The sequence below is a fragment of the Lentzea sp. genome (genome assembly GCF_035525475.1).
GTDB lineage: Bacteria > Actinomycetota > Actinomycetes > Mycobacteriales > Pseudonocardiaceae > Lentzea.
The window spans coordinates 1-19,154 of the sequence record NZ_DATLEC010000071.1 but is presented as its reverse complement, the minus strand read 5'-3'; the positions used below and the strand labels follow the sequence as shown (position 1 = coordinate 19,154).

Genomic DNA, 19,154 nt, shown 5'->3' with positions numbered 1-19,154 from the left:
AGCGTTGCCGTGCCACTGGGTGCGACGGAGATCTTGCTGATCCTGCTGGTCGTGGTGCTGCTGTTCGGCGCGAGCAGGCTGCCGAAGCTGGCGCGGTCGGTCTCGGAGGCTCGCCGGGAGCTGCGCCGCGGGAGCGATGACGAGCGTGACCGCGACGACGGGTGACGGAAACGGCTGGAGCCGTCCCCCTCTCCGGAAGGGGACGGCTCCAGGTCGTGTTCGGTTCAGGCGCCGCTGCCGCCCTCGCCTCCGCCGCCTCTCTCGTCGTCGCCGTACATGGACCACGACGACACGCTCGCGTTGCCGTCGTGCTGCTGCGGCGCCGCCACGGCCCCACCTGCCGCGACCGCGAGTGCGACAGCGGCCCCGATCACCCAACTGCGGATGTTCACGAGAACTCTTCCCCTCTGTTTGTCGTGCGTTGACCGCGCAGATCGCGCGGAGCTCGAGAGACGGCCTGCGCTACAGGCCGCACGCCCTGTTGACCGGGGCACGGTCGGCGCGCAGCACGGCGATCAACTCGCCCAGCGCCGTGCGCAGCGCCCGGTCGGACAGGTGCCCGTGCCCGAGGACCAGCGCGTTGGCGGCCGGGCGGCCGGGCAGGTGGTACGACGCCAGGGTCGGCACCACCACACCGCGCAGGCCCAGTTCGGCGTGCACCTGCTCGGCGCGGGTGTGGTCGGGCAGGTGCACCACGACCACGCCCGGCGTGCCCGGCGCCGCGAGGTTGATCCCGGGCTGCAGGGGTGCGAGCGAGGCCCGCACCACGGCGTCCTTGCGCGCGAACAGGTGTGCCAGCCGACGCAGCCGACGCGTGACGTGTCCCTCTGTCAGCAGGTGGGCCATGGCGGACTGGGCCACCGCGGACGGCTGGTCGTGGCCCCGGCTCACGCACCGCACCACGTCGCCGGCCAGGCTGCGGTGCGCCAGCACGTACCCGATGCGCAACGACGGTGAGAACACCGTGCGGAAGTCGCCCACCACCGCGACGCGGTCGCCGGCCATGTGCAGCAGCCGGGGCAGCGGCGCGGCGGACGGCGCGATGTGGTCCTGGGCCACCGCCACCACGTGGCCGTCCTCGCGCCGCGCCCAGTCGGCCAGCTGCCGGCGGCGCAGCGCGGGCATCACCGTGCCGGAGGGCGCCGGGCCGTCGGGGGAGACCACCGCGACAGGGCAGGACGGCGGCACCACGCCGGTCCACCCGCCGTCCCGGTCCGCGGGCAGTGCCACGGCGGTGGCCCCCGCGTACTCGACGGCCTGGCCCCACGCCGACGGGGCCGGGTCCTGCACCGCGACGCGCCGGCCGCGGGTCCCCAGCGCGGCCAGCACGTGCGCCACGCCCTGGGGCGCGCCGGTGGTGATCAGCACCTCGTGCTCCTCCGCGACGAGGCCGCGGGTGCGGCGCAGGTGCTCGAAGACCGCCTGGCGCAGCTCCGGCAGTCCGCCGGCGGGCAGGTCGCACGCCAGCGGCGGCTGGAAGCTCGCGTGACGCCACGCCGCACGCCACGCGGCCAGCGGGAACGCCTCGCGGGTCGCCTGGCCGGGCGTGCAGTCGACGAGGTCGGCGCGCGGCGCCGGCCTGGACAGCGTGCGCACGGCAGCCGGCCTGTCCGCCGTGTCGGCGACGTACGTGCCGGAACCCCGGCGGCTCTCCAGGTAGCCGCGGGCGTAGAGGATCTCGTAGGCGGCGAGCGCGACGCCGCGCGAGACGTCCAGCCGCCGCGAGAGCGTCCTGGTCGAGGGCAACCGGTGGCCGCGGGCGAGCTGACCGTTGTCCACGGCCTGCGCCAGTTGTCGCGCCAGCTGTTCCTGCAACGGGCGGTGGCTCGTGCGGTCCAGCCCGATCGGGACCGTCAAGCTCTCCTGGTCGCGCATCGTTCCCCCTGTCCTGCGAACGCCGCCCCAGCCGCGTCCAGACCGACCTGCCTGGCCTCGACGATCCGCTCGAAGGGCACCCCGGCCCGGCGGAAGGTGAGCCCCAGGTGTTCCGGCGTGCCGCCGCTGAAGAGGCAGAAGTAGGTGTCGTCGCCCGGGATGGCCAGGCAGCAGACGAACACCGCGGTCCCCCGACCCGCGGCCACCACGGACGTCATCGCGGCGGTGATCTCGTCCGCGACCGCCCCGGGCAGGTAGCACTCCACCAGGAACAGCTCGCCCGCCGGCTCCGTCGTCATGCGGTCAAGCCTGCGGCGTGGGCACCCCCTCGGGAATCGGGGAGCGACCCCACAGTTGGTCCTGCGGAAGGGGCGTGGCTAGCCCTTCAGGAATCCGAGCCTGCTCAGTTCGCGGCGGGACCGCACACCGGTCTTGCGGTAGATCCGGCTCAGGTGCGCCTCGACGGTCTTGGTGGTCACGTACGCCGCCGCGGCCGCCTCGCGGTTGCTCAGCCCGCCGGCCACGAGCCGGGCGATGTGCAGCTCCGTCGCGGTGAGGCCGTGCTCGTCGTCGCGGCGCAGGCCCAGCCTGGCCAGCTCGGCGTCGGCCTCGTCCGCCCAGCGGCGCGCGCCCAGGCGGTCGAACTCCTGCCTGGCGGCCAGCAGCGCCTCGCGCGCGGCCAGCTTCTCCTTGCGCCGCCTCAGGACCCGGCCGCGGACCAGGTCCGTGCGCGCCTGTTCGAAGGGCATCCGCAGGTCCTGCGGGCAGACCGCCGCCTGCGCGCCCGCGAGGTCGCCGCGCGCCATCCGCACCAGCGCGGCCGAGCGGGCGGCCACAGCGGTGATCCAGGGCCGCGGCGCGCGGTCGCGGCGGAGCTCCAGGTCCGCCAGCAGTGCCTCGGCCTCGGCGACCAGGCCCAGTTCTGCGCTCACCTCGATCAGGTCGCCGTACAGGGAGCTGACCGGGAAGTCGCCCAGCCCGACCGCCGCGCAGACCTCCAGCGCGGCGAGCAGGTGTGCCCTGGCCGCCGCCGGCTCGTGGCGGCACAGCTCGGTGAACCCCAGCACGGCTCGCAGGTGCACGGTGACCCACGAGTCGTCCAGCTCGGTGGCGATGCGCAGCCCTTCCTCCGCGGTCGCCAGGGCGGCGTCGTGGTCACCGCGGTGGGCATCGACCAGGGCACGGGTGCAGAGGGAGTAGGCGATCCACGGTCGTTGCCCGGTCTGTTCCGCGGCGTCGACGGCTTCCGCGGCTTCCGCGGCGGCCAGCGGCCAGTCGCCCAGCCACAGGTCCAGCTCGGCCAGGTGCACCAGCTCCTGCACGGCGAGCGCCTCGTCGCCCTGGTCGAGTGAGGCGCGGCGGGACCTCGCGAACTCCTGCCGCGCGTGCACGGGACAGGTGTACTTGGCGATCACCCGCAACAGGCTGCGCGCCGCCCGCGCGTCACGGGACTGCGTGGTCGGCGAGACCAGCGCCGCGGCCCGCTCGAGATCGGCGACGGCCAGGCCTCGACCGGCCAGCAACCGGTAGTAGGCGCTGCCGGCCAGGATGCACGCCACGAGGTCGTCGGGGGCCTCGCCCTCGTGACCGGTGATCTCGGCCAGCGCCTGTCGCGTGTTGCGGTACCGCTCGGCGGTGTCGTTCTGGCAGAACAACGACCGGCGCAGGTAGATCGTCGCGCGCAGGACCGGGTCGTCACCCGCGCAGGCCAGCGCCTCGTCGCTCAGCGCGGTGGCCTCGACGGGCCCGCCGCCGAAGAACACCGCGATCGCCAGTTCCAGCAGTGCGGTGACGCGTTGTGGTCCGGCGGGCAGCTCGGCCACGGCCGCCTCGAAGAGCTCGCGGGCCCGTTGTGCGTCGCCCGCGGCGAACAGGCACTGCGCGGCGGGGACGCGCAGCCCGGCTCTGCGCACGGGGTCGACGACGTGACCGGCCGCCAGCTCCCACAGCCTGGCGGCGTTCTCCAGAGCGCCGCGCTGCCGGGCGAGCTGCGCGGCCCCGTCCAGCGCGTCGGCCACCTCGGCGGCCGGGCCGCTCGCGCCGAAGGCGAGGTGCAGGGCGCGGGTCTCGGGGTCGTCCAGCACGGCGGCCAGCCGCCGGTGCACCCGCCGCCGACGGCCGCTCGGCGCGGCCGAGTAGACCGCCGAGCGCAGCAGCGGGTGCGTGAACCGGACGGCTCCCGCCACGACCTCGACCACGCCGTGGTCCTCGGCGTCGGCCAGCGCCTCGTCGGCTGCCTCGGCGTCGCCCAGCGCCGCGGCGAGGAGGCCCGCGGTCGGCTGCGCCAGCGCCGAGGCGTACAGCAACGCCTCCTGGCTGCGGGCAGGCAGCGCGACCACCCGGTTGGTGAGCAGGTCGCTCAACGCGCGGGGTGCCGGCAGCGGCAGCCCCGGTGCGCCGTCGTCGAGCACCCCGGCGAGCTCCAGCGCGTAGAACGGGTTGCCGCCGCTGGCGCGCTGCAGGCGGACGAGCGCGGGACGTGGCAGCGGCGAGCCGACCGCGGAGCGCACCAGCCGGTGCAGGGCGCCGATGCTCAGCCCGCTCAGCCGCAGGTGCACCAGGTGGTCCTGCTCGGTCAACCCCAGCGGCGCCGGGTCTCCCGCCTCGTCGCGGACGGACACCACGACCGCCACGCGTTCTCCGGCGAGCCGGCGCACCACGTACGCCAGCACCCGGCTGCTCGACTCGTCCAGCCACTGCGCGTCGTCCACCGCCAGCACGACCGGTGCGGCCGCGGCCAGCGAGCGGACGACGTTCAACGTCGCCAGGCACACCGCCCGCGGGTCACCCGCGCCGTCGTCGGCCTGGCGGCGCAACAACGCCACCTCCAACGCGGCCCGCTGCGGACTCGGCAGCGCGGCGAAAGCGGTGTCCGGCACGCGGTCCAACAGGTCGACCAGGCCGCCGAAGGCCAGCCGCGCCTCGGACTCGACCGGGCGGCACGACAGGACGGTGTGGCCACGTGCGGCGGCGTCGGCCAGCACCTGTCCCCACAGCACGCTCTTGCCGATGCCCGGTTCGCCGGACAGCAGCAACCGGGCGGTGTGCTCCTCCGACCGGGCGAGGACAGCGGCCGCCGCGGCGAGCTCGCGCTCCCGCCCGATCACCTGTGCACCGGCCACCTTTCCCCTTCCGCCAGCCTTCACGGTAGGTGCGGCGGTGATCTCCCGCGCGGGGATTTCGCCGTGAGCCGCCGTCAGGTCCGTTGGGCTGCGCCGATCGGCGGGATCTTGTCGGGCCAACGGCGGCATGACCGTCCACTGTGGCCGGTCGTTGGCGGTGGCGAGGGGGAGTGGTCCACCCCAGCCTCCCCGGTAGTGGCTCTGTCTGACCGGGCAGCGCGCCGCGATCGTGGGCCGCACAAACCTTTCCGAGCTTCCGAGAAGGTAGTGAGCGATGTCTGGAACGAACGGGCGCACCCGGTGGTCGACCGCACTGGTCGCGCTCACCGTGAGCGGCCTGATCACGGCCCTCCCCACCGGGGCGCAGGCCGCAGAGGGGTCACCGGCGTGCACGCTGAGACCCAACCCGCACGTCTCCACGGTGAACCCGTGGGGGAGCTGCGTCTCCGTCGCGGCCTCGCTGTCCGCCCTGCCTGCCGTGGGCGAGTCCGCGCAGCTGACCGTCGAGGTCACCGCCCAGTTCGCCCGGCCGGACGTGCGCGTCGAGGTCGACCTGCCGGTCGGGCTGGAATGGGAGCAGGTGCCCGCCGGCCTCGGTGTCAGCCAGGTGGCCGCGGCCGTTCCGGCCGACCGCGGAGGCCTGCACCGCGCCGGGGGTGCCACCGCACTGGCCGCGGGCGGCACCAAGCGGTTCACCGGCCGGGTCCGGGCCACTGCCGCCGGCCCCGCCGACATCGCGGCGCGCGCGGTGAGCGCCGGTGACGAACACGCCCCGGTCCCCGTCGACCACGTCTACCTGACCGTGGCCGACCGCGGCGGCAGGTCCGCCTCCGGCATGGCGGGCTCAGCCCACTCCGCCGCCACCGCGACGAAGGTCACCGCCGGCCGGGTGGCACCGCGGCTGATCCACCGGCCCGCCGCCGCCTCCGCCGCGCCGGTCCCGGTCGACGCTCACGTCCAGGGGACGACCGCCCTCGCCGGAACGGCCTGCGTCACCGGTGGCTGGGCCTACACCGACAGCGCCTTCGCCGTCCGCAGCTCTCCCAACTACGGCGTGCAGGTGTGGGACCGCGACAACAACGACGCGCACGACCTGCTCGGCGTGGTCGCCACCGACAGCGCGGGCAACTACACCGTGTGCTTCGACAACACCGACACCGATGGCGGCACCGTCGACGGCGGCCAGGACGTCTACGTCCGGTTCATCGCCGAGAACAACATGTGGCGGGTGCAGGAAACCGGCACGGGCAAGGTGTTCTCCTACGACAGCACCGTCGCCGCCAACCTGGCCGCGGGCGCCACGCACAACTTCGGCCAGCTCCAGCCCACCGACCCGCTGCACTGGCTCGGCGTGCAGGCCTTCGACGCGGTCAACGACTTCTGGTACTGGAAGCCGGGCGGGTGCTGGGACGCCCTCGACGTCGACGTCTGCCCGAAGGTGATCGTCAACTGGCGCTGGGACTCGACCGTCGGCACCCACTACGACCCGAACCCCGTCGTCCGCCAGGTGTTCCTGAAGGCCGTCGACCCGATCTCCCGCGACGTCACCGTGCACGAGGCCACCCACTCGGTGATGGACGACGTCTACGAGTACAGCGCGGTACCCGGCGCGGGTGGAGCGCACAACGTCCACACGCGGTCGACCGCGGGTCTGGCCTGGGTCGAGGGCTTCGCCGAGTGGACCCCGGCGCAGGTCTACAACGACCCGGTGTGGAACTGGCCGGACGGCAAGACGATCGACCTGGAGAGCGCCACCTGGGGCTCCACCTGGGCCGACCCGCCGCTCGGCACCTTCGGCTGGGACAACGGCGACACCGTGGAGGGTCGCGTCGCCGGCGCGTTGATCGACCTGTCCGACAGCACCAACGAGGCCCCGTGGGACCGGCTGTCCGAGGAGGGCCTCGCGCCCGGCCACATCTGGACGACCTTCCTCAGCCACAAGTCGAACAGCTTCTCCGAGTTCTGGGCCCACCGCAGCGCCGACGGCTTCACCACCTCGGTCAGCGCCCTGGCCTCGCTCTACCAGAACACCATCGACTACACCTTCCGCGACCCGTTGACCGCCAACAGCCCGGTCTCCCGGCCTACCCCGCCCACGAGCTCGCACAACTTCTCCTACAACACCACCAACAACGCGTGGTCCGTGGTGGCCCTGCGCCCGGCCTCGGGCTCCGACTACGACCTGCGCGTGTACGACGACAAGGCGCAGAGCGTCCAGAAGGGCTCCAGCGTGATCCGCGGCGCGGTGGACTTCGTGGCGGTGAACTCCAACACCGGCAAGACGCCCCTCGGCGACTTCTACCCGAGGGTCACGGCCCCGTCCGGCCCAGGAGGCACCTACGCCCTGGAGTTCGCCCAGAGCTCGACGCTGCTGCAGCCGGCCGGCTCGCTGTCCGTCGCCATGACCAGCTCCAGGGTGGTGGCGGTGCGCGACACCATGCTCACCGCGGGCGTGCCGGTGACCATCAGGGTCACGCCGGGCAGCTCGTCCCAGGACGCCGAGCTGTTCGTCGTCGGTTCGGTGGACGGCTCGTCCTCCACCTACGTCAGGAGCCGCGTGACCGCCACCGCCAGCGCGACGGCGGGCGGTCCCGGCGCGGTGGAGACCATCACCTTCACCCCGGCCACCAGCGGCTGGCACGGCGTGGTCCTGGTCAACAAGGCGGGCAGCGGGACCTACACCCTCCAACGCCTCTGACCCCGTCGTGCCGAAGCGGGGGTGCTCCCGTGTGGAGCACCCCCCGCTCGTCGTTCAGGGGTGGATGACGGTCAACGAGGCCTGCGGCGCCCTGTCGCCTCGGTCAGCCCCGAGGCTCGTCCCCGATCGCGTCGACCGGCTCCAGGTCGTCCGAGGCGGGCATGTGGCGGATGCTCTCACTGCCCTTGTGGTCGTGGGCGCGGCTGTACCGGGAATCCAGCACCCGTCCCAACTTCTGCGCCGCCCCGGCGTAGGCGTCGTCCACGGTGGTCGCGTGGTGGGTGACCGCGACCGGCTGCTTGCCTCCCGGACGCGCCTCGATGACGCACTTCTTGTCGTCCGGCTTGGAGCCCCCGTCCTCACTGAGGTGCACCTCGACCCGGGTCAACCATCCGCTGAACCGGGACAGACTGTTCTCCAGGTCGGTGGTCACATAGGTGGCCAGTCCTTCGCCACCGTGGATGTTGTGGTCGGTGTTGACCTGGATCTGCATGAGCACCCTCCGAAACGGGACAGAAATGGTCCTGATCGATACCACGGGAGCGGCCGGTTCAAACGCGGCGGCGTTCAGCGTCCAGGGTGCCTGAACTCCGCGTTGGGGCGCTGAGCTGCGGTGACCATCAACCGGACAACGAGGAAAATTCCAGGAGGATCGAGTCGTGACGTCTCCGCGCCCGGCGTTGATACGACAGGCCAGTGAGCGCGACACCACGGCGCTGGCGACATTGCGGCGGGAATGGTCGGAAGAGCAGGCGGGCCATTCGCTTGATGACGATGATTTCGAGGAGTGCTTCGCCCAGTGGTACACGGCAGAAGCGCCACGCCGGGCGGCGTTCGTGGCCGAGATCGACGGCGCGGCTGTGGGCATGGTGAACCTCACCATGTTCGAGCGGATGCCCAAACCAGGTCGGCCGGCCAGTCGATGGGCCTACCTGGGCAACGCGTTCGTGCTCGCCGCCCACCGCAATCGCGGAATCGGCGCCGCCCTGCTCAACGCGGCCGTCGCGCACGCACGTGTGCGTAGCTGCGTCCGCGTTGTCCTGTCACCCAGTGAACGCTCAGTGCGCTTCTACCAGCGGGCCGGCTTCGGTCCGGCCACCATGCTCCTCGCCCACGTCCTCGACAGTTGACCGTGCTGCCACCGACCGACCGTTTTCGGACATCGGCCTGGACTCGGTCATGGGCATCGCCATTCGGGGGAAGCTGCGGCACAGCACCGGAACCGAGCTACCCGTCGGCATTCTGTGGACCCATCCCACGCCGGCGGCTCTGACGCGCTACCTCAGTGCGATGGCGGCGCGGTGAGTTCCTGGCCACGAGATCGTTGCCGGGGCCGCGGGCTCCTCGGATGAACGGGTGGTGTGCGGCGCCGAGTCGTCGTGCCCGTCGCCCTGGATGAATCGTCTGCGCGGGATTCATGGCGAAGTGTTTGCTTCGCTCCCGGATGTCGTAACTGAAGAACTCCACTTTGCGGATGTTGTAGGTCACCACCTGCTCCGGCGTCTCACCCTGCGCCCGCTGCGCGAAAGCGGCATCCCGGCCGTTGGACACCCAGAACGGGTGCGCACCGTGATCGTTCGAGTCGGTCAGCATCGTCTTCTTCTTGGTGTCGATGGTCACCAGACCGATCCGGTCCTCATCGAGCAGGTGGTAGAGCAGCCTGTCCCCGCGCACTGGGTTGATCAACACGTGGTCGACCTTCCCGTCGATCTTCTTGACCGTTTCGAGCTCTCCCGTTCTCATGTCGATGAGAACGAGCGAGGAACGCTCTTCGTCTTCGTCGTACACGTCATCGTGCTGATCCTGCCGCCGGACCTGGACTTCGGCGACGGTTTCGTCTGGGAGCGAAGTGGTGGCAGACCCGCGACGAGCCCGCGGGGCGCACGATGCTCGGCCGCAAGCGCAAGACCGTGGTGGCCGACGTGACCTACCTCGAAGTGATCGAGGTGGCGTTGCGGGAGATCGACCACGAGCAGTCGTGACCCGCAAGGGGGAGGTGTCGGTGTCTGGGAACGGATGGCGGTCCAAGCACTGACTCAGACAGGGACGTGAGCACCGCCCGGTAGGGACTGTTGGGCTGCCGCGCCATCACCCCGCCACACCATGCCGGGTACGGCCTGTGAATTCCGGTCCAGCGGTTGATGACAGGCCAGGACGCTGCTGACGACCCGCGGTGCTCCTGACTCCGCAAAGGTGGCCGCTCGACGACTCAGACGTCGAATTCGTCGATACGCCAACGCTTTCTGGCAGAGCGCCTTGACGCTGCCAAGGCGCTCTGCCAGCTTTCGTCTCATGTCGCCATCGCTCACCGCCCGGAGGTCGGCCCGCCCGGCATTGGTCGTCCTCGTCGCCGCACTGCTCTGCGCCCCGGCGGCCGAAGCCGCACCCGGTGCCCTGGACCGGGCGCACACTGCCGGCCGGGTCACGAAGTCCGGGCAGTACTCCTGGCCGGGGGTCTACTTCGAGGGCCGGTTCCGCGGCACGAGCGTCGGCGTCACGGTCAACGACGCGGCGAGCTACTACGACGTGCAGATCGACGGCCGCACCGTCGCGACGCTCGCCAAGCCGGGCCGGATCACCTACTGGGCGCGCGGTTTGAGCAATGCCGAGCACCGCGTCCGGCTCGTCAAGCGGTCGGAGAGCCCGTGGTCGGCGGGGGAGTTCGGCGGATTCACCGGCGCCGTGCTGGCCAGACCCGCAGCGCGCACCCGGCAGATCGAGTTCATCGGCGACTCGCTGACCGCGGGCTACGGCAACCTGTCCACCACGCGCGACTGCTCCGCCAACGGCGGTGTCGACCAGAACACGAACGCCGACCTCAGCTTCGGCGCGCTGACCGCTCGCGCGCTCAACGCCGACTACCAGATCAACGCCTTCTCCGGCCGCGGCATGGTCCGCAACTACAACGGCGGTGAGCCCGGCACGAGCTACCGCACCTACTACGACCGGGCGTTGCTCAACATCGACGGCGACGTCTGGCAGAACCCCGGCACGTGGCGGCCGCAGCTCGTCGTCGTCGGGCTGGGCACCAACGACTTCTCCACGGCTCTGCGTCCCGGTGAGCAGTGGCCGACCACGGAGAGCCTGGTTGCCGCGTACAAGTCGGCCTACCACGAGTTCCTGGACAAGCTGCGCGCCCGGTACGGCTCGACGACGATGATCGTCGTCAGCGTGCCGGAGGCGTCGGGAACGTTCGCCGACGCGGTCCGGCAGGTCGCGCAGGAGCGGGCCGACAGCCGGGTCCGCCACTGGAACTACGCGGACCCGGCACTGGACCGCCTCGGGTGCGACTGGCACTTCTCGCAGCACGACCACAGGCTGATCTCCGGTCTGCTGAACGACTACATCGCGAAGCTGGGGCCGGTGTGGTGAGAGCTCAACACCCGATCCGCGTGGTCGCCAGCGCGATGTCGTCCATCCAGAGGCCGTAGGCGCCGTCGTTGGGCTGGTAGAGCTGCCAGCCGAACTTGACCGAGTCGAAGCGCGGGAACACGAAGTCCACGGGGTTTCCGCCGTGCTCGTGCGTCGACACGGTCAGGTCCGGCTGGTGGACGCCGTCGAACCAGAGCTCGATCCGGTTGTCGGTGGCGTCCATCCGCCACTCGACGCACTGCCAGACGTCCTCGCGGGACGGGGCGGACTCGCGCCAGTTCGTCCAGTCGCCGGTCGGTCCGCCGTCGGCACCGACACCCCACAGCGCACGGCCCGCAGTGGGCACGTACTGGCCACCCAGCGGCCGCACCACCTCCGGACCTTGGCCGGTGGCCTCGACGAGGGTGTAGTGGGCCCAGTCGGGCCTGCGCGGAAAGGCGTCGGTTCGGAGCCGGAGCCTGCCGTAGAAGCTGTTGCCAGGAGGCGAGAAGTCCTCCACCCGGAGGAACGCGCGGCCGTTGCGTTCGGTGTGCACGTGCAGAACCCGTTGACCGCGTGCGGCCTTCTCCACGGTGAGGGTGCCGTGACTGGTGTCGACGCCCCACCTGAGGCTCGTCGCGCCGCCGAGGGGCACGGATTGGAAGTCCTCGCAGAACAGCATGTTCTGCCGCGCGCATCCAGATGGTGCGTGCGCCGCGGCGACCGGTGCGAGGACCGCGGCGAGACACAAAGCCATGAGCGACGAGAGCGCTTTCCTCAGTGACATGTCGGCAACTTAGAAGAGCGGGACACCTCTCGGCAGCGAGGTGTCCCGACTTCGCCGGGTTCGATTCGAAACGAACGTCGATTCGACGGAGTCGTTGCGTCACCGATACTTCCTGCTCCACAGTGCGATCCATGAGAATCGCGGTGACCGCGCTCGTCCTCGTCCTCACGGCTGGCCTTCCGAGCCCTGCGCGTGCGGCGGCGTGGGAGGACGTGATCGGGCCCGCGTCCTTCGCCGGCTACGGCGCGTTGGAGTCGGAGTGGAACTACCGTTACCCGTGGGGCTCCGACCACAACGGCACCGCCCGCATGTACGGGAGCACCACCGACCACAACCACGTGTCGTTGTCAGGCGGTGTGCTCACGCTGAAGGCGACGCGGATCTCGTGGGACGAGGGCAACAGCAGCGCTGACCCGCACCTGCCCATCCGCTACCACTCCGGCGCGATCCACGCCAAGGAGCACGTCGTGGTGAGCGACCAGTTCCCGAACTGGGAGGTCAAGGGCGAGTTCCAGGCACCGTCCGCGCGCGGCACCTGGCCCGCCTTCTGGCTCACCGGCGTGAACAGCTGGCCGCCCGAGAGCGACATCCTCGAGTTCAAGGGCGACAACCGGAACTGGTTCAACACCTTCCGGACGTCGAGCGACGTGTCGAGCTCGATCGTCGGCGTGTCCTCACCCGGCTCGTGGCACACCTACCGGGCATGGATCACCAAGGTGAACGGCACCGACGTCGACATCCACTACTACCTCGACGGCACGTGGGTCGCCAAGCACACGGGCAAGAACTTCGCAGGGAAACCGCTGTGGCTCATCCTCAACCTGCAGATGGAAGGCTCATCGGGCAGCCCGGGTCCTACCGCGGAGACGGTCTACCGCGCTCGCAACGTCTACATTGGACGAACACGGACGTAGCGCCCTTCCGACGGGGCTACGGCGTTGACGTCCGATGCGAAGCGGTGGTGGCAGCGTGGAGAATCCTTGGCCTTGGTCGGTTCGGGTCAGGGGAGGATGATCGTGAGGGCGTAGCGGGCCGGGCCGGGACCGGGACAGTGCCACCGTGAGCTGTCCCAGAGCCGGAAGCGCAGGCAGTCCCCGGTGCGGGCCTCGTGGGCCGTGCCGTCGACGGTGATCTCCAGTGCGCCGTCCAGGATCCAGACGTGGTGTTCCAGGCCTGGGGCGGGTGAGCCGTCGTAGGCGATGTCCGCGCCGGGCCGCAGGGTGACCTCGATGACCTCGCCGCGCAGGCCGGCCGACGGTGGCGACACGGACCTGCGGGTGATCCCGGCGTCGTCGTCCCGCCACACGGTTTGCCGGTCGGCGCGCACCAGCGGTGACAGCGCCGGTTCCACTTCGGCCAGCAGCCGTGACATCGTCAGCTGGTAGGTCGCGCACAGCTTGCCCAGCAGCGCCGTGGTGGGGCTGATCTCCGCGCGTTCCACCCGGGACAGCGTCGATCGGCTGATCCCCGTGCGCTGGGCCAAGTCCTCCAGCGACCACGCCCGTTCGGTGCGCAGCTCGGCGAGCCGGGCCGCCAGGCGCAGCTCCAGCCGGTTGTCGTGGCCGACGACCTCTTCTGACTGTCCCATATCCGGGATAGTATCCCGGATATGGGAAACCAGGATGCGCTGCCGGGAAGGCCGGCCGTGCTCGCGTTGACGATCGAACCTGACGACCTCACCCGCCGGCCGGTTCGGGACCTGATCGCCGAGCACCTCGCCGACATGTACGCGACCTCGCCCGCCGAAAGCGTGCACGCCCTGAACCACGCGGGGCTGCGCGAGACCGGGGTGTCGTTCTGGACCGCGTGGAGCGAGGGGGCGCTGCTCGGGTGCGCCGCGCTGAAGGAGATCTCCCCGTCCGAGGGGGAGATCAAGGCGATGCGGACCCGGCCGGAGGCCCGTGGCCGCGGCGTGGCCGAGCACATGCTCACCTTCCTGATCGAGGAGTCCCGCAGGCGCGGCTATCACGGGGTCAGCCTGGAGACGGGCAGCCAGGACTTCTTCGCGCCGGCCCGCCGCCTCTACGCCCGGCACGGATTCGTGTCGTGTCCGCCGTTCGCCGACTACCGCCCGGATCCGGCCAGTGTGTTCATGACGCTCCGCCTCACAGCCACGACATCCACCCAGGACTGACACCGCGCCTGCTGAAATGTCGTTCGGGCAGGTAGGCGGCTCGTTCGGCGAACCTGGTGGCCAGGCCGCGGAACTGCTCGAGGCGGTTGAAGCAGCGCTCGACCACGTTCCGCAGGTCGTAGAGATCGGGGCCGAAACCTGGGCCTTGCGGTGAGCGATCTGGTCGATGCGCTCGGGAGTGGTGACCCTGATCCGCCGCTGCCGCAACGCGGTGCAGGTGCTCGGGTTGTCGCCGGCCTGGTCGGGCGTGAGGATCACCGCCAGTGACCGACCCGCGGTGTTCACGGCCAGGTGCATTCCCGTCGCAGTTGACGGCGATGCCATCCGCTCCATCAGCGGTGGCCGTCAGCCGTCGATCTTCTCGGCGGACAACAGGATCTTCGTGTTGCAGTCGACGACCTCGCCAGACGGACCTCGAACAGGTGAACGGCCGACGGCTGCGGCGGACCACCTGCCGCCCTCCTGTTCACCTGCGAACAGGGCCTCCGACGTATCCGACCTCGGCGGGCGTGGTGATCGCCGCCCGCGCGGAAATCGCCTCCGGTGCCACTGCCTCAGTCTGGAAGAAGTACGGCACCTCACCGCTGTCGCGGAAGGTGATCAATACGTCTCCGCCCTGCGTGGACAGCATCGTGGTGTCGGTGTCCGATGGCCACCTCATTCCGATCCGTGCGTCCTCCAGCACGCTCCACTGCCGGTAGACCGAGCTGCCGGGTGCCTTTTGCGCGGTCACGTGAACGTAGGTGTCGCTCCCGCGCACGGACACGCGGATTCGGCCGTCCCTGTCGACGGCGGCGGCCGGGTTGCCGAAGCTTGCCGTCAACGGACGTGTTCACCACGGCGGCGGGCATGCCGGCAACCTGGCCGCCGGGGACCGTACGCCAGGTGGCCAGCCCAGTCCGGGAGTGCGAACGCCTGCAGCCGGTCTCCGGTGCCGAGCACGGCGGCGGGGTCCTGGTGAATCCGCCGCCGTTGAGCGCGGCGAGGTGCACGATCGTCGGGTCCGTGGTCCTGACTTGCTTGCCGTGCACCAGTTGCCCGTTGCTGTTGACGTAGAAGTACTGTGGCACACCGTCTTTGCCCATGATCGCGCGTGCGGGCGCGCGGTGGTCGAGCGGAGCGGTCACGCGCTGCGGGAACGGCACGGACGTGAGCTCGCAGGCATCGCTCATCGCGGTGGTGTCGTCGGCGCCCCAGCCCTGTCCGATCGGGACACCGGTGTTGTCGCCGTCCACCCACGAGTCGGTCGACTCGATGTAGCGGTACCAGGGCATCACGCGGTCGGGGCACACGCCGTAAAGCACGTCGCCGCCAGGCGAGAAGATGCGCTTGAAGCCGTTCCCGCCGGTGCCGACCTGCTTGGCGCTCTGGACGAACCGCTGCGACTCGGGGTGGTACCGGAAGCGGATCAGTTCGCCGGTGGCCTTGCGCGCGTACAGCACGCCCGCGCCACCAGCGGTGGTCGAGTCGTACTGGCCCCAGCCCTTGGCGACCACATCACCCGACGGGTTGAGCCACTTCTTCTCGGTGTTGTTCCACAGGTAGACCTTGAGCAGGCCCTTGTCGTCGACGATGTAGATGCGCCCGGTCTCGTCGACCGTGATGCGGTTGACGTACTCGGGCGTCGTGTACCGCTGCCACTCGGCGTGCGCGATCGGAAGCCATGAGCGCGCCGTTGACATCAGAAAACAGTGGCTTAGATCCGTTTCAGCGATTCCTGAGTCGGGTGAGCTCGAGGCGAACGGGGGAGGCGTTGTTATCAGAGGTTCCGGTGATCACCAGTCGATCGCCGGTCAGCTCATAGGCACCGTTGAACAACAGGGGCGTGTCTTTGCGTAGCCATTGTTCCCACATCCGCAGCTCTCGCCGTGCGGGGTCAACCTCGAAATGGTGCTCGATCCAGTGGTTGCCGAAGCGGAAGACCACCAGGTAGGCGCGGTTGTACTCGAAGTACAGGCGCTCAACCGGACGAACAGTGCCGACTGGCTGGTAGGTTCCGGTACGGACCTCCCAGGCGCCATCCAGCGGCGTCGGCGCACGGTTGTTCTCATTGGCAATCCAGTATGTGCCAGCGAACGCGGCGACCAGCACCGCGACCTGGATGATCACCCTCACGATGACCTCGCGCATACCTTGTGCGTCGGTGGAGTGCTGGTCGGTCCAGAGCACGCGCACGAGGTCAGCACGATGCCGGGCCACCACGAAACCCAGGCAGGCAGTGGTTGCCGCAGCCATCACGGTAGCGCTGGCGTCGACGCCATAGGCCAGGTCGATCAGCGTGATCGTGGCGAGCACGCCCAGCCCGCCGCACGCGGCCATCAATGTGGTCTTGCGCCAGCACAGCAGTACGCCGAGAGTGATCTGGACCAGCGCGACCAACGTGCCGAAAATCGGCGAGAAGCCAAAGTAGTGCCAGGTCAGCCAGAAACCTGAGACATCACCCATTGGCTTGTCCAATTCGGACGACAGAACCGTGAACTGCGACCCGTTGAGCTTCGCGAACCCATAGACGAACAGCACCAACGCGGCCCCGTATCGACAGAACGTGTACAACTCCTACCCCCATCGCTCCTATCGACAACCGTGATCGCCGGACACCTGACTAAAGGAAGGCTGTGGGATTCGCAAGGTCATCGCTGCAGGTGGCAGCTACGCACAACCCCTCGGACAGCAGCTGGATGCTGCCTGGATGATCCTTTCGCTGCTGTACCGCGCGACTCGCGCACAGCTGTCCGTGCCAGCAGGCTCGCAACCTCGCCAGCGACCTGGGCAACCGCGTCGAGTCCTTGCGCTTCGTCCTCCGCGATCGCGACAGGGAGCACAGCGCCTCCTTCAACGTCGCCTTCGAACCCGAGGAGGTGAAGGTGCTGCTCAGTGCGCCCCAAGCGCCGCGCATGAATGCCACTGTGAGCGGGTGATCGGCACCATCCGCAGGGAGGTCCTCGCCACATTTCAAGATCACTACAACAGACACCGACCGCACCCATCCCGAGACCGACGACCACCCGACGCGCAGGAGCGAACCCCTGCCACACCCGGCTGGACAGCCCCAAGGATCCTGCGGACCCAGATCCTCGGGGAAGTCATCAACGAGTACCGTCCCGTGTCCTGAGCTGCGGCGCTGCGGTGAGCAAGCAGCAGGGCGAGCAACGCGCTGGTCTCGGCGCTGGCCGGCATGAGCAGGTGCGGCAGCCGCGCCAGCCGGATCGCGCTGCCGGTCAGGTCGCGGCGCACCAGCTGGTCGCCGAACGGGGCGGTGTGCCCGGTGGTGAAGATGAGGTGGACGACCTCGAGGACGGCGCTGACCCGCTTTTCCAGCTGGTCCGGGCCCGGCACCCGGTAGGGGATGCGAGCCGCGGCGATCTTCTTCTTGGCGCGGGTGATGCGGGCGGCCATGGTGGCCGCGGCACCAGGAACGCCCTGACCACCTCGGGCCTGGACAACCCGCACACCAGCCGCAGCGTCAGCGCGACCTGGGCGTCCGTCGACAACGCCGGGTGGCTGCACGTGAAGATGAGCCTGAGCCGGTCGTCGTCGAGGGCCTCCGGTCCCGGCACCGTCTCGTCCGCGACCAGCAGGGGCATCCTGCGGCGGAACCCGGACTCGCGGCGCGTCAAGGTCGCGGGCCCGGTTGCGGGCGGTGGTGGTCAGCCAGGCGCCCAGCCGCGCCGGAACCCCGTCTCGCCCCAGGTCTCGAGGGCCTGCGCGCACGCGTCCTGCGCGCACTCCTCCGCCAGGTCGAGATCCCGGGTGAGCTGGGCGGTCACGCCGAGCACCTTGGCCCAGTCGCGGCGGTGGGCCTCCCTCACCGCCGCGACGACCTCGTCGTGCGGGTCGGTCACCCCCGCTCGACCAGCGGGCGGACTTCCAGACCGCTGTGCGTGTAGTTGAGCTCCGGCAGCAGCCGCGCCATCTCCAGCGCCTCGTCCAGGTCGGCCGCCTCGACCAGGAAGTAGCCGCCGAGTCCTTCCTTGGCCTCCAGGAACGGGTCGTCGGTGGTGTGGACCTGACCTCCGGCGTCCGCGCGCAGCGACGTGGTGGTCGGCTCGAGCTGCTGACCGTCGAGGAGGCGGGCGCCGGCCTTGGCCATGAACGCCCCGTAACCGGCGTGGTGCGCCTGCCACTGCTCCTCGGTCATCGCTGCCCACTGCTCGGCGTCGCCGTAGATGAGGATCATGTACTTCGCCACGTCGTCAACCTCTCGGTGCGGGCCGCCTCCACAGGCGGCCTCACCCTACGACGTACAGCGCGGGCGTCGGATCGACAAACGGCGAAATCCAGTTCCGCTCGAGCCGCTCCGTCACGAGGGGAGCGCGCTCGCCCGTGATTCGCGGGCTGAACTGCGGTAATACTCACCCCAGGCCTTCAGCTGCTCCACCACGGGGCTCAAGCTCCGCCCTAGTGCGGTGAGACCGTACTCGACCCGGGAGGGGACTCGGCGTGGACGGTGCGCGACGAGACCGTCCGCCTCGAACTCGCGCAGCTTCCTGCGGGGTGCCAGAGCTCTGTGCCGCGCATCGGAGCTGGTGGCCGGCTGGCTCGATGTCGACGTGCGGACGGCCGCGCCATGGCGCACATTTCATTCCCGAAACACGGACACGCTCCCTGGATATGCGGACCCCGCATGTCCGATGGTCGTCAGCCGACGTTCACGCACGGCTTTCCGATTGATTCCCAGCGGTCGCCGTTGCGCATCCAGAATTCGGCGCAGACCTGCCCGGATCCGCGGGAGTTCCCGGTCTCGCTGGTGTCACCCCGCTGGTAATTCCTGTCGGGAGTGTTGTAATCGAGGCCGGGCCCCGTCAATCTGAAGCCCGTAAACGATCGGGCGGATGTAGAAAATGCTCATCGAACGCCACCTGCAGGTGGAATGGAAACGCAAAACAGGTGCTCAAGTGGACTTGAGCACCTGCCACGTCGACGTCGCAAATTTGCGATATTCTCGTGTCCGAGGGGACAGGACCCCTCCGGTGTAGCAAGCGTGTAACATCCGCGTGTTCACGCGGTGTTGGATAGCTTGAAACTGGTATAGCGGGCCAGCGGGTGTGTTTGAATCATTCGTGCCAATGACTTTCGACTTTCAGTCCGTCCTCGTCGACGCCGGCATTGAGGTCGTGAAGATCCCGCCACGGTGTGCGCGAGTCAGCTGCTACGCAAACGGTTCGCTGCCACCGTCGGGCCGCTCGT

At 70.0% G+C, this 19,154-nt stretch carries 20 protein-coding genes and 1 pseudogene; 7 read left to right on the top strand and 14 right to left on the bottom strand.

Going from position 1 to position 19,154, the window contains the following annotated elements:
- The first annotated feature begins 9 nt into the window (after nucleotides 1–9).
- Entirely contained in the window at nucleotides 10–165 is a 156-nt protein-coding gene (locus tag VM306_RS12705; protein WP_325514478.1) for a twin-arginine translocase TatA/TatE family subunit, read from the top strand.
- Nucleotides 166–224: 59 nt separating this feature from the next.
- Here the strand turns inward: VM306_RS12705 and VM306_RS12700 are convergent, their stop codons facing one another.
- From VM306_RS12700 to VM306_RS12685, 4 genes are all read right to left on the bottom strand, one after another.
- Complete coding sequence (locus VM306_RS12700; RefSeq protein WP_325514476.1) at nucleotides 225–392, bottom strand: hypothetical protein; 168 nt, start codon at nucleotides 390–392, stop codon at nucleotides 225–227.
- A gap of 70 nt (nucleotides 393–462) precedes the next feature.
- The gene (locus VM306_RS12695) at nucleotides 463–1,875 is read right to left on the bottom strand and encodes a PLP-dependent aminotransferase family protein (protein WP_325514474.1); all 1,413 of its coding nucleotides are present in this window, start codon (nucleotides 1,873–1,875) and stop codon (nucleotides 463–465) included.
- Nucleotides 1,854–2,174: a hypothetical protein gene (locus tag VM306_RS12690; RefSeq protein ID WP_325514472.1), complete on the bottom strand. Its 321-nt coding sequence runs from the start codon at nucleotides 2,172–2,174 to the stop codon at nucleotides 1,854–1,856. The genes VM306_RS12695 and VM306_RS12690 overlap by 22 nt, the downstream gene beginning before the upstream one ends.
- 78 nt (nucleotides 2,175–2,252) lie before the next feature.
- Complete coding sequence (locus VM306_RS12685; RefSeq protein ID WP_325514470.1) at nucleotides 2,253–4,997, bottom strand: LuxR family transcriptional regulator; 2,745 nt, start codon at nucleotides 4,995–4,997, stop codon at nucleotides 2,253–2,255.
- Nucleotides 4,998–5,271: 274 nt separating this feature from the next.
- On the opposite strand from VM306_RS12685, the gene VM306_RS12680 reads away from it, so the two are divergent.
- Entirely contained in the window at nucleotides 5,272–7,695 is a 2,424-nt protein-coding gene (locus tag VM306_RS12680; protein WP_325514468.1) for a hypothetical protein, read from the top strand.
- A 103-nt stretch (nucleotides 7,696–7,798) separates the two neighbouring features.
- Here the strand turns inward: VM306_RS12680 and VM306_RS12675 are convergent, their stop codons facing one another.
- Complete coding sequence (locus VM306_RS12675) at nucleotides 7,799–8,188, bottom strand: HPF/RaiA family ribosome-associated protein (protein ID WP_325514465.1); 390 nt, start codon at nucleotides 8,186–8,188, stop codon at nucleotides 7,799–7,801.
- Nucleotides 8,189–8,354: 166 nt separating this feature from the next.
- Here VM306_RS12675 and VM306_RS12670 point away from each other — a divergent pair, with 166 nt between their 5' ends.
- Together VM306_RS12670 and VM306_RS41355 are read left to right on the top strand one after the other, a co-directional pair.
- Nucleotides 8,355–8,825: a GNAT family N-acetyltransferase gene (locus VM306_RS12670; protein WP_325514463.1), complete on the top strand. Its 471-nt coding sequence runs from the start codon at nucleotides 8,355–8,357 to the stop codon at nucleotides 8,823–8,825.
- Between the two features lie 49 nt (nucleotides 8,826–8,874).
- Nucleotides 8,875–8,919 (top strand): annotated as a pseudogene (locus tag VM306_RS41355) (hypothetical protein); the annotation flags it as partial.
- A 3-nt stretch (nucleotides 8,920–8,922) separates the two neighbouring features.
- On the opposite strand, the gene VM306_RS12665 reads toward VM306_RS41355, so the two are convergent.
- Nucleotides 8,923–9,483: a hypothetical protein gene (locus tag VM306_RS12665; RefSeq protein WP_325514461.1), complete on the bottom strand. Its 561-nt coding sequence runs from the start codon at nucleotides 9,481–9,483 to the stop codon at nucleotides 8,923–8,925.
- 504 nt (nucleotides 9,484–9,987) lie between these two features.
- On the opposite strand from VM306_RS12665, the gene VM306_RS12660 reads away from it, so the two are divergent.
- A complete protein-coding gene (locus VM306_RS12660) occupies nucleotides 9,988–11,067 on the top strand; it encodes an SGNH/GDSL hydrolase family protein (protein WP_325514459.1) in 1,080 nt (359 codons plus the stop codon).
- Between the two features lie 4 nt (nucleotides 11,068–11,071).
- Here VM306_RS12660 and VM306_RS12655 read toward each other — a convergent pair whose 3' ends face one another.
- Entirely contained in the window at nucleotides 11,072–11,833 is a 762-nt protein-coding gene (locus VM306_RS12655; RefSeq protein WP_325514457.1) for a hypothetical protein, read from the bottom strand.
- 131 nt (nucleotides 11,834–11,964) lie between these two features.
- Here VM306_RS12655 and VM306_RS12650 point away from each other — a divergent pair, with 131 nt between their 5' ends.
- Nucleotides 11,965–12,747 (top strand): glycoside hydrolase family 16 protein, encoded by a 783-nt coding sequence (locus VM306_RS12650; RefSeq protein WP_325514454.1) that lies wholly within the window; start codon nucleotides 11,965–11,967, stop codon nucleotides 12,745–12,747.
- Between the two features lie 86 nt (nucleotides 12,748–12,833).
- On the opposite strand, the gene VM306_RS12645 is transcribed toward VM306_RS12650, so the two are convergent.
- Nucleotides 12,834–13,421, bottom strand: coding sequence for an XRE family transcriptional regulator (locus VM306_RS12645; RefSeq protein WP_325514452.1), 588 nt, complete (start codon nucleotides 13,419–13,421; stop codon nucleotides 12,834–12,836).
- A gap of 21 nt (nucleotides 13,422–13,442) precedes the next feature.
- Here VM306_RS12645 and VM306_RS12640 point away from each other — a divergent pair, with 21 nt between their 5' ends.
- Entirely contained in the window at nucleotides 13,443–13,967 is a 525-nt protein-coding gene (locus tag VM306_RS12640) for a GNAT family N-acetyltransferase (protein WP_325514450.1), read from the top strand.
- Between the two features lie 578 nt (nucleotides 13,968–14,545).
- Here VM306_RS12640 and VM306_RS12635 read toward each other — a convergent pair.
- The 6 genes from VM306_RS12635 to VM306_RS12610 form a co-directional block, all read right to left on the bottom strand.
- Entirely contained in the window at nucleotides 14,546–15,649 is a 1,104-nt protein-coding gene (locus VM306_RS12635) for a tachylectin-related carbohydrate-binding protein (protein ID WP_325514448.1), read from the bottom strand.
- A 25-nt stretch (nucleotides 15,650–15,674) separates the two neighbouring features.
- Nucleotides 15,675–16,490, bottom strand: coding sequence for a hypothetical protein (locus tag VM306_RS12630; protein ID WP_325514446.1), 816 nt, complete (start codon nucleotides 16,488–16,490; stop codon nucleotides 15,675–15,677).
- A gap of 438 nt (nucleotides 16,491–16,928) precedes the next feature.
- Complete coding sequence (locus VM306_RS12625; RefSeq protein ID WP_325514444.1) at nucleotides 16,929–17,363, bottom strand: DUF6596 domain-containing protein; 435 nt, start codon at nucleotides 17,361–17,363, stop codon at nucleotides 16,929–16,931.
- A gap of 251 nt (nucleotides 17,364–17,614) precedes the next feature.
- The gene (locus VM306_RS12620) at nucleotides 17,615–17,809 is read right to left on the bottom strand and encodes a hypothetical protein (RefSeq protein ID WP_325514442.1); all 195 of its coding nucleotides are present in this window, start codon (nucleotides 17,807–17,809) and stop codon (nucleotides 17,615–17,617) included.
- On the bottom strand, nucleotides 17,806–18,156 hold the full coding sequence (locus VM306_RS12615; RefSeq protein ID WP_325514440.1) for a YciI family protein: 351 nt from the start codon (nucleotides 18,154–18,156) through the stop codon (nucleotides 17,806–17,808). The genes VM306_RS12620 and VM306_RS12615 overlap by 4 nt, the downstream gene beginning before the upstream one ends.
- Before the next feature lie 111 nt (nucleotides 18,157–18,267).
- On the bottom strand, nucleotides 18,268–18,543 hold the full coding sequence (locus tag VM306_RS12610) for a winged helix-turn-helix transcriptional regulator (RefSeq protein WP_325514437.1): 276 nt from the start codon (nucleotides 18,541–18,543) through the stop codon (nucleotides 18,268–18,270).
- Nucleotides 18,544–19,154: the final 611 nt, after the last annotated feature.